General features: G+C 73.5%; 8 protein-coding genes. 2 read left to right on the top strand and 6 right to left on the bottom strand.

Annotated features, from left to right (window positions below; translation table 11 throughout):
- Positions 1–218: 218 nt before the first annotated feature.
- Positions 219–1,163 carry a bifunctional adenosylcobinamide kinase/adenosylcobinamide-phosphate guanylyltransferase gene (locus tag E1287_RS40180; protein WP_131970884.1) on the top strand — a complete coding sequence of 315 codons (945 nt, stop codon included), beginning with the start codon at positions 219–221 and terminating at the stop codon, positions 1,161–1,163.
- Positions 1,160–1,918 carry an adenosylcobinamide-GDP ribazoletransferase gene (locus E1287_RS40175; RefSeq protein ID WP_131970882.1) on the top strand — a complete coding sequence of 253 codons (759 nt, stop codon included), beginning with the start codon at positions 1,160–1,162 and terminating at the stop codon, positions 1,916–1,918. The genes E1287_RS40180 and E1287_RS40175 overlap by 4 nt, the downstream gene beginning before the upstream one ends.
- Here E1287_RS40175 and E1287_RS40170 read toward each other — a convergent pair.
- The 6 genes from E1287_RS40170 to E1287_RS40145 are packed head-to-tail and all read right to left on the bottom strand — an operon-like array spanning position 1,902 to position 8,616.
- Positions 1,902–4,601, bottom strand: coding sequence for a fumarate reductase/succinate dehydrogenase flavoprotein subunit (locus E1287_RS40170; protein ID WP_131970880.1), 2,700 nt, complete (start codon positions 4,599–4,601; stop codon positions 1,902–1,904). The genes E1287_RS40175 and E1287_RS40170 overlap by 17 nt on opposite strands.
- Positions 4,601–5,371: an ABC transporter ATP-binding protein gene (locus E1287_RS40165; RefSeq protein ID WP_131970878.1), complete on the bottom strand. Its 771-nt coding sequence runs from the start codon at positions 5,369–5,371 to the stop codon at positions 4,601–4,603. Before E1287_RS40165 ends, E1287_RS40170 begins: the two co-directional genes overlap by 1 nt.
- A complete protein-coding gene (locus tag E1287_RS40160) occupies positions 5,368–6,144 on the bottom strand; it encodes an ABC transporter permease (protein ID WP_131970876.1) in 777 nt (258 codons plus the stop codon). Before E1287_RS40160 ends, E1287_RS40165 begins: the two co-directional genes overlap by 4 nt.
- A complete protein-coding gene (locus E1287_RS40155; RefSeq protein WP_131970874.1) occupies positions 6,141–7,565 on the bottom strand; it encodes an ABC transporter substrate-binding protein in 1,425 nt (474 codons plus the stop codon). The genes E1287_RS40160 and E1287_RS40155 overlap by 4 nt, the downstream gene beginning before the upstream one ends.
- A 10-nt stretch (positions 7,566–7,575) precedes the next feature.
- Entirely contained in the window at positions 7,576–7,803 is a 228-nt protein-coding gene (locus E1287_RS40150) for a 4Fe-4S dicluster domain-containing protein (protein ID WP_067884863.1), read from the bottom strand.
- Positions 7,804–7,842: 39 nt separating this feature from the next.
- Positions 7,843–8,616 carry a GntR family transcriptional regulator gene (locus tag E1287_RS40145; RefSeq protein ID WP_243719768.1) on the bottom strand — a complete coding sequence of 258 codons (774 nt, stop codon included), beginning with the start codon at positions 8,614–8,616 and terminating at the stop codon, positions 7,843–7,845.
- Between the last annotated feature and the right edge of the window lie 75 nt (positions 8,617–8,691).

Raw genomic sequence — 8,691 nt, 5'->3', positions numbered from 1 at the left:
GGCCGGGCGCGCCTGGCTGCCAGCCGGGGCCGCCGGGCGGCGGCGGGCCGCTCGGCGGGACGGGAGGCGGGCCGTACGGCGGCTGCGCGCCGTGGGGCGGCTGCGCGCCCTGGCCCTGGCCGCCCGGCCACGGCGCGTTCGGGGGATAGCCCACCTGGACCTCCTGATGGGGCGTCGTGATCCTTCCAGGTGAGCGTAACCGTAGAGTTCCGACCAAGATGGACATCGAGCTTCGCGGCATCGCCGCTCCGGGCGGCTGGCCCGTGCCCGGCTGCCGGTGCGCGTCCTGCAACCGGCTGCGCGCCGCCGGGGTCCGGCACGAGCCGGTGCGCGCCGCCGTCGACGGCGTCCCGCTGGAGGACTGCTCCCGGACGGACGTCCCCGGCGGTTTCGAGGTGCGCGGTCCTCACGGAGGGCGGGCGCTGGTCGCGTCCGGACCGGGGACGAGGCCGGAGCCGGTGCAGGGGGTGGAGTACGACGCCGTCCTGCTGGACTTGGCCGGTTCACCGGAGCACTTGGGTTATCTGCGCCACGTCGGGGCGGTTTCGGCCAAGACGGAGGTAGCGGCGATCCACGTCGACCACCGCGTGTCGTCAGCGGGCGAGCTTGAGCGCCGCTTGGCGTTCTGGAATCGCCCACATCACGGCCCGCATCGAACGTTGCTCCTTGGTGGGGCGCGGTCGGGCAAGTCTGCCGAGGCGGAACTCCGTCTGGCCGCGTGCCCGGACGTCCTCTACGTCGCGACCGGGCCGGTGCGTGACGACGACCCGAAATGGGCGGAACGCGTCACCGCGCATCGGCTCCGCCGTCCGGCATGGTGGCGGACCGTCGAGACGACCGATCTCGTAAGCGTCCTGAAGCACGAGACAGGGGCGGTCCTCGTGGACGGCATCGGCACGTGGCTGGCGGCGGCGATGGACGAAGTCGCCGCATGGGACGCCCCCTCCCTCGTCCACCCGCTCCTGGACGACCTCGTCTCGGCGTGGCGCGGGACGGAGGCGCGGGTGGTCGCGGTGAGCGACGAGGTCGGTCTGGCGCTCGTGCCCACGACCGCGTCCGGGCGGGCGTTCCGCGACGTGCTGGGCGCTCTCAACCAGCGGCTCGCGGCCGAGTCGGAGGAGGCGGCGCTGGTCGTCGCGGGGCGCGTCCTGGAGCTCGGATGATCGCCGGGCTGCGGCTGGCGGTGACGCTGCTCACCGTCGTTCCGGTGGGGTCGGAGCGGGTCGACCGGGGCACGGCGCGGGCGGCGATGCTGCTGGCACCGTCCGTCGGGCTGATCGTGGGCGGCGCCGCCGCGCTGGTCCTGCTGGCGGGCGACCTGCTCGACCTGGACGGCCTGGTCGCGGCTGCGCTCGCCATGGCCGCGATGGCGGCGATCACCCGGGCGCTGCACCTGGACGGCCTCGCCGACCTCGCGGACGGCCTGGGCAGCGGACGCCCCGCCGCCGAGGCCCTGACGATCATGAAGCGGTCGGACATCGGGCCGTTCGGCGTCGTGGCCCTGCTGGTGGCCCTGCTGATCCAGGTGTCGGCCCTGGCCACGGCCCCGGACCCGGCCGTCGCGGTGATCGTCGCGGCCGTCGCGGGCCGCCTCGCCCTCCCGTGGGCCTGCCGCACCGGCGTCCCGTCCGCACGCCCGGACGGGCTCGGCGCGCTGGTGGCGAGCTCTGTGCCGACCCGGGCGGCGCTCACCGTCACGGCCGTCGTCCTGGTGGCCGCGGCGGCGGCCGGGACAGGCGCCGGAGGGCTCGGCGGCGCTCTGCACGCGGTGGCGGCCGTGATCGTCGCGCTGGGCGCCGCGCTCCTGCTGCTCCGCCACGCCGTGCGGCGGCTGGGCGGCGTGACCGGGGACGTCCTCGGCGCGCTCGTCGAGACCGCCACGACGGCCGCGCTGATCGCCCTCACGGCGCTTCGCTGAGGGCGCGGCGGGCGTAGGCGCGGACGTCGGCGTCCGGGTCGTCCTGCGCCCTGCTCAGGGCGTCGCGCACCGCGGTGACGTCCCGGAACGCGGCCAGCGAGATCACGGCGGCCTTGCGGACGTCCAGGTGCGGGTCGTCCAGCGCCTTGACGAGCGGGTCGGGCGCGATGTCCGCGGAGGCCGCGGCCAAGCCCCGCGCGGCGCCCGCCCGGACCTGCCAGGCCGGGTCGAGCAGGGCGCCGGCGGCGGAGAGGTCCAGCGGATGCGGGCAGCCGATGCCCGCCAGCGCCTCGAAGGCAGCCGCCCTGACCAGGTCGTCCGCGTCGCCGGCGAGGGCACCGAGCGTCTCGGACGCCGCCGGGTCGCCGATCGTGCCGAGGCCGTGCGCCACCGCCACCCTGACCTCGCGGGACGTATCGGCCGCGGCGCGGGCGACCTCGTCCGCGGCGTCGTGGGCCACCAGCCCCCGGACGGCCTGGAGCCGGACGCGGTGGTCGGCGTCGCCGAGCGCGTCCCCGAACACGGCCGGGGAGCCGAGCCGGAGAGCGCGCAGGACGTCCAGGACTGCGGCGCGGACGATCGGGTCTTCGCTGCGGAGCGCGGGCGCGAGATCGTCCCGCACGGCGGGCGTCGCGGGCAGCACCTCGACCAGTTCGCGGAGCGCGGTCGCGGCGGCGCGCCGGACGGAGCCGTGCGCGTCGGCGAGCGCGGTCGCCAGGGCGGCGGCGACGCCGTCCGGGGCGACCTCGGTGAGCGTCGCGACGGCCGCGCGCCGCACCTTCGGGTCGGGGTCGCCGAGGTACGGGGCGATGGCGCCGACGCCCGGCCCCGTCTCGGCCAGCTCCTGGAGTTCGAGCAGCCGCGGCGAGCGCCCGATCGCCACAGCCGCACGCGCCGCCGTGGCCGGGGACGCGGGCACGGACGCGGCCACGAGCGGCGCCGCGGGGGCCGGGGTGAGCACGACCGGCTCGCCTCCGGGCTCCGGGACGGTGAACTCCCCGACCGGCACCAGATACGGCGCGACCGGCCGCTTGACGAATTCCATCGCGCCGTCGTCCCGGCGCCGGAGGTTGAGGTGGTACATCCACGCCGCGTCGTCGCGTTCGGGCAGGTCGGCGCGGTCGTGGTAGAGGCCCCAGCGGCTCTCGGTGCGGGTCAGCGACGAGCGCGCCGCCATTTCCGCGCAGTCGCGGATGAACGTGACCTCCGCGCAGCGCATCAGCTCGTGCGGGGTCCGCGCGCCCATGCCGGCGATCTCCGCCTCCATGCGGGTGAACGTCTCGACGGCGATGTCCAGCTTCGCCTGCGTCTTGGGCGGCGCGACGTAGTCGTTGACGAACCGGCGGAGCTTGTACTCGACCTGCGGCTGCGGCGGCCCGTCCGGGTTGCGCAGCGGGCGGTAGATCAGCTCGTGCGCCGCCCGGATCTGGTCCTCGGGCAGCTCGGCGCCGGGACCGGGGTGGGCGGACGCGTGCGCCCCCGCCAGGTCCCCGAAGACGAACGCGCCGATCATGTAGTTGTGCGGGACGCACGCCAGGTCGCCCGCCGCGTACAGGCCGGGCACGGTGGTGCGGGCGTGCTCGTCCACCCACACGCCGGACGCGGAGTGCCCGCCGCACAGCCCGATCTCGGAGATGTGCATCTCCACGTCGTGGGTGCGGTAGTCGTGGCCGCGTCCCGAATGGAACGTGCCGCGCGTCGGCCGCTCGGTGGTGTGCAGGATGCCTTCGAGCGCCGTCAGGGTCTCGTCCGGCAGGTGGGTGAGCTTGAGGTAGATGGGGCCGCGCGCGGAGTCGATCTCCCGTTTGACCTCCGCCATCATCTGGCCCGACCAGTAGTCGCAGTCGACGAACCGCGTCCCTTCGGCGTTGACCTGGTAGCCGCCGAACGGGTTGGCGACGTAGGCGCACGCGGGCCCGTTGTAGTCCTTGATGAGCGGGTTGATCTGGAAGCATTCGATGCCGCTCAGCTCGGCGCCCGCGTGGTAGGCCATCGCGTGGCCGTCGCCCGCGTTGGTGGGGTTCTCGTACGTCCCGTACAGGTAGCCGGACGCGGGAAGCCCGAGACGGCCGGACGCGCCCGTCGCCAGGATCACGGCACCGGCCGAGACGGTGACGAACTCACCGCTGCGGGTGTCGAAGCCCACGGCGCCTACGGCGCGTCCGTCCGACGTCAGGACGCGCACCGGCATAACGCGGTTCTCTATCTGCACCTTCTCCCGGATGGAACGCTGCCTCAGCACCCGGTAGAGCACTTTCTTGACGTCTTTGCCCTCCGGCATGGGCAGGACGTACGAACCCGACCGGTGAACCCTTCGGACCGCGTATTCGCCGTGCTCGTCCTTCTCGAACTTCACGCCGTACCGTTCGAGCCGCTTCACCATGTCGAAACCGCGCGTGGCCGTCTGGTGGACGGTCCGCTGATTGACGATTCCGTCGTTGGCGCGGGTGATCTCTGCGACGTAGTCCTCGGGCGTTGCCTTGCCCGGGATGACCGCGTTGTTGACGCCGTCCATGCCCATGGCGAGCGCACCCGAGTGCCGGACGTGCGCCTTCTCCAGCAGCAGCACGGACGCGCCGTGCTCGGCGGCGGTGATGGCGGCCATCGTCCCGGCGGTGCCGCCCCCGATCACCAGGACGTCGCAGCTCAGTTCCCGGCGCTCCGCCACGGATGGAATCTCCATCAGACGGCCTCCTTCACCTGGTCGCCGGCCCCGAGCGCGGCGAGGACCTCGTCGCGGGACGCGGGCACGGCGAACTCGGCGGCGACACCGGCCGGACCGAGGACGACGACGCGGTGGCCGAGCAGCAGTGCCTCGTCCACGTCGTGGGTGACGAACACGACTGTGGCGGGGGCGTCGGCCAGGACGTCCAGGAGGAGCCGCTGCATGGACGCCCGCGTCTGCGCGTCCAGCGCGCCGAACGGCTCGTCCATGAGGATCGCCCGGGGCCCGGCGGCGAGCGTCCGGGCGAGCTGGACGCGCTGCCGCATCCCGCCGGACAGCTCACGCGGCAGCCGCCCGGCGTCGTCGCCGAGCCCCACCCGGCCCAGCCACCGCTCCGCCGCCGCGCGGCGCTCCCGGCGCGGGACGCCCCGCAGCGCCAGGGCCAGCTCGACGTTGCGGCGCGCGGTCCGCCACGGCAGGAGCGCGTCGTCCTGGAACATCAGCGCCCGGTCGGCGGACGCGCCGGTGACGGCCGCGCCGTCCGCGAGGACGCGCCCCGACACGGCCGGGAGCAGCCCCGCGAACGCGCGCAGCAGCGTCGACTTCCCGCACCCGGACGGCCCGACGACGACGAGGATCTCGCCCGCCGCCACGTCCAGGTCGAGCCCGCGGACGACGGCCCGCCCGCCGTACCCGAGCGTCACCCGCTCGGCCCGCAGCGAGAGCCCCGGTCCTGCTTCTCGTGGGGGGGCGACCCCCCGCACCCCCCGGTGCGCTTCGCTGCTCATGACCGCTCCTCCCTCGGCAGCCACCGGGTGAGGCGGCGTCCGGCCAGTTCCACCGACGCGGACGTGAGCCAGCCGAGCAGCCCGATGGTGGCCATCCCGACCAGCACGCCGGGGTAGTCGACGATCGTGTACGCCTGCCAGGTCCGGTAGCCGACGCCGAAGTCGCCGGAGATCATCTCGGCGGAGATGACGCAGATCCACGCCACGCCCATGCCGATGGACAGGCCGCCGAACACGCCCGGCAGCACCCCCGGCAGGACGACGCGGACCAGGACCCGCCACCGCCCGCCGCCCAGCGTGCGCACCGCGTCCTCCCAGACGACCGGGAGCGCCTTCACCGCGTGCCGGGTGCTGACCAGGACGGGGAAGAACGCCGCCGCGAACGTGATGAACACGATCCCCTGCTCGTTCGCCGGGAACAGCAGGATCGCGACCGGCACGAGCGCGATCGCGGGGATCGGGCGGGCCACCTCGAACAGCGGCTGCAGCACGTCCCCCGCCCACCGGGAGCGGGCGGTGGCCACACCGAGCGCGATGCCGAGGACGGCGGCGAGCGCGAACCCGGTGAGGATCCTGACGAGGCTCTGCGCGACGTCCTGCCAGAACTGCCCCTGCTCCACCTGGCGGCCGAACTCGCGGACGACCTCGACCGGGCCGGGGAACCGGTCGAACCGGACCCAGAGCCGCAGATCGGCGGCCGTCACCAGATGCCACACCGCGACGGCGGCCAGCAGCGACGCCACCCTTACGGGCCACCGGTACAGGCCGTTCATGCGCGCCGCACCGCCTCTTCGTACGGGACGACCTTCGCGCCGGAGTGGGCGGAGACGTACTTCTGCGCGCCCTCCGGGGTGGCGAACGGCTTGAACCTTTCCGCTGCCTTCGCGGACGGGTCCTCAACCCAGATGTCCTTGTCGGCGAACCACCGCGTTCCAGCCGCGGTATCCGGGATGTACACGGCCCTGATCTGCTTGCCCTCGCTCTGGAGCGCCCGCACGTTCTTCAGTAGGCAGACGGGATCGGCAACCGGCCGCGTCTTGGGCTCGCCCTTGACCCACACCTCGCCCGCTGTTTTGGGATCGTCCACCTTCTTGTTGCAGACAGCGTCGGTGCCAGTGACGGCTGCTGGGTTCGCCGTGGAAGCGGCCTGCCGGTCGTAGGACGCGCCGACCGCCTTCCTTATGTAGGCGTCGTTGACGAACGGGTCCACCTTCAGCGGCGTCTGGATCACACCGATCGACTTGAGGAACGGCACGTCCTGGACGAACGCGTCCCGCAACTCCTTCTTGATGGTGGGGTCGAACGTGGCGACGCCGCCCGCGCCGTTGTAGAGGTACACGGTCTCCACCGGCAGTCCCGTCGTCGCCGCCACCGACTCCGCGGCCTCCAGCGGACGCGCGTGCAGGTAGTTGGTCGCGTCGATCTGCGCGCGAAGGAACGCCTGAAGGATCTCGGTCTTCTCCTCGGCGTACCGCTTGCGGACGACCACGCCGTGGAAGGTCGGCACGTTCAGGTCGCCGCCGTCGTAGAGCAGCTTGGCCTGGCCCTTGTTCACCAGCAGGCCAGGCCAGGCGACGAACTGCGCGAACGCGGCGGCGGCGCCCGACTGGAGCGCGGACGCGCCGACGGTCGGCTGCTGGTTCTCGACCTTCACGTCCTTCGCCGGGTCGAGCCCGTATCTGCGCGCCGCCTGGACGAACGTCCCGTGCCCGGCGGACCCGACGCTCGCCGAGACGGTCTCGCCCTCCAGGTCGCGCAGCGTCCTCGCCTTCGAGCCGGGGGCGACGACCACGCTGTTCAGGGCTCCGCGCAGGTTGTAGCCGGTCACCGACACCCACTGGGTCTCGGCGTCGCCGCCCTGCGCCTGCGCACGCGAGCCGTTGATCAGCAGCGGGTAGTCGCCCATCGAGCCGATGTCGATCTTCCCGGCGAGCATCTGCGCGGTGATCGGCGCGCCCGTGTCGTAGTCGCGCCAGACGACGGAGTGCTTCCCGTCCAGCTCCTTCAGGCGCTTCTCGAAGAAGCCGAGCGAGCGCAGCAGCGTCCCGGCGGTGACGGTGTTGATCGTCTTCGACTGGTAGCCCACGACGATCTGGCCGGACCCGCCGCCCGCGGAGGCGTTGCCGGCGACGGTGCACCCGGCGAGCAAGGGCACGAGGCCGAGCGCGAGGGTTCTGAGTAGAGGGAGTCTCATCGGGCGTCCTTCAGCGCAGGAGGTACGGCATGTTGACGGTCACGGCTCCGGTGGGACAGCGGTCCGCGCAGGGGCCGCAGTACCAGCACTCGTCGACGTGCATGTACGCCTTGCCGGTCTCGGGGTGGACGGCGAGCGCGTCCAGCGGGCAGACGTCGATGCACAGCGTGCAGCCGTCGATGCAGAGGGCCTCGTCCACCGTCACAGGGACGTCGGCGCGGTGCTCCACAAGGGACATGGGTTCTCCTGTAAGGGGCTGGGCGCGGCGGTCAGGGGGTCAGGGGCGGGTCCGGCGGAGGGTGCCGCTCATCGCGATGCGGTCGCCGCGGAACCGGATGAACTCCAGGTCGACCGGGCGGCCGTCGGCGAGGTGGGTGAGGCGTTCGAGCACCAGCAGGGCGGCGTCGCGCGGGGCGTCCAGGGTGGCGGCCGAGTGCGGGTCGGCGTTGACGGCCTCCAGCGTGACCTCGGCGAGCCCGAGCGGCTGCCCCGCGATGCGTTCGAGCAGGACGAAGATGTCGGTGCGGGCCAGGTCCTCGGCGAGCAGCGGCTCCCCCAGGTCGCGGGCGATGTAGGTGAGGTCGAGGGACAGCGGCAGCCCGTTCAGCCGCCGGAGCCGCTCGATGTAGACGACGGGCTCCCCCGGCGGCCGCCGCAGCCGGGCCGAGATCTCGCGGGACGGCGTGATCAGCCCGGTGGTGCGGACCTCGTTGGCGACCTCGCCGTGCTCGCGCAGCGTCTCGGCGAGCCCGAGGAGCCGCTCGAGGCCGTGCGGGTACTTCTCGGCGACGGCGAGGGTGCCGACGCCGGGGCAGCGCTCGACGAGGCCCTCGGCGCGCAGCAGGTCCAGCGCCTCCCGGACGGTGTTGCGGGACGTGCCGAACTCCCGGACGAGCTCGGCCTCGGCGGGCAGCGCGCCGCTGCGGAACTCGCCGTACAGCACCTGGCGGCGCAGCACGTCCGCCACCTGCCGGGCGCGGTCGGCACGCAACCGCCGGGCGTCGGCCAGCGTCAGCGTCAGGGCCTCGGCGGTGATGTCGTTCCTGGTCACGCGCATAACCTACTAAATCAATCGGAATAGGTGAATAGGGACACCGCTCCGCCACCCCGAACATCGCCCGCACCC

It is taken from the genome of Actinomadura sp. KC06, assembly GCF_004348735.1.
Lineage (GTDB): Bacteria > Actinomycetota > Actinomycetes > Streptosporangiales > Streptosporangiaceae > Spirillospora.
This window is presented reverse-complemented; position numbering and strand designations above follow the sequence as displayed.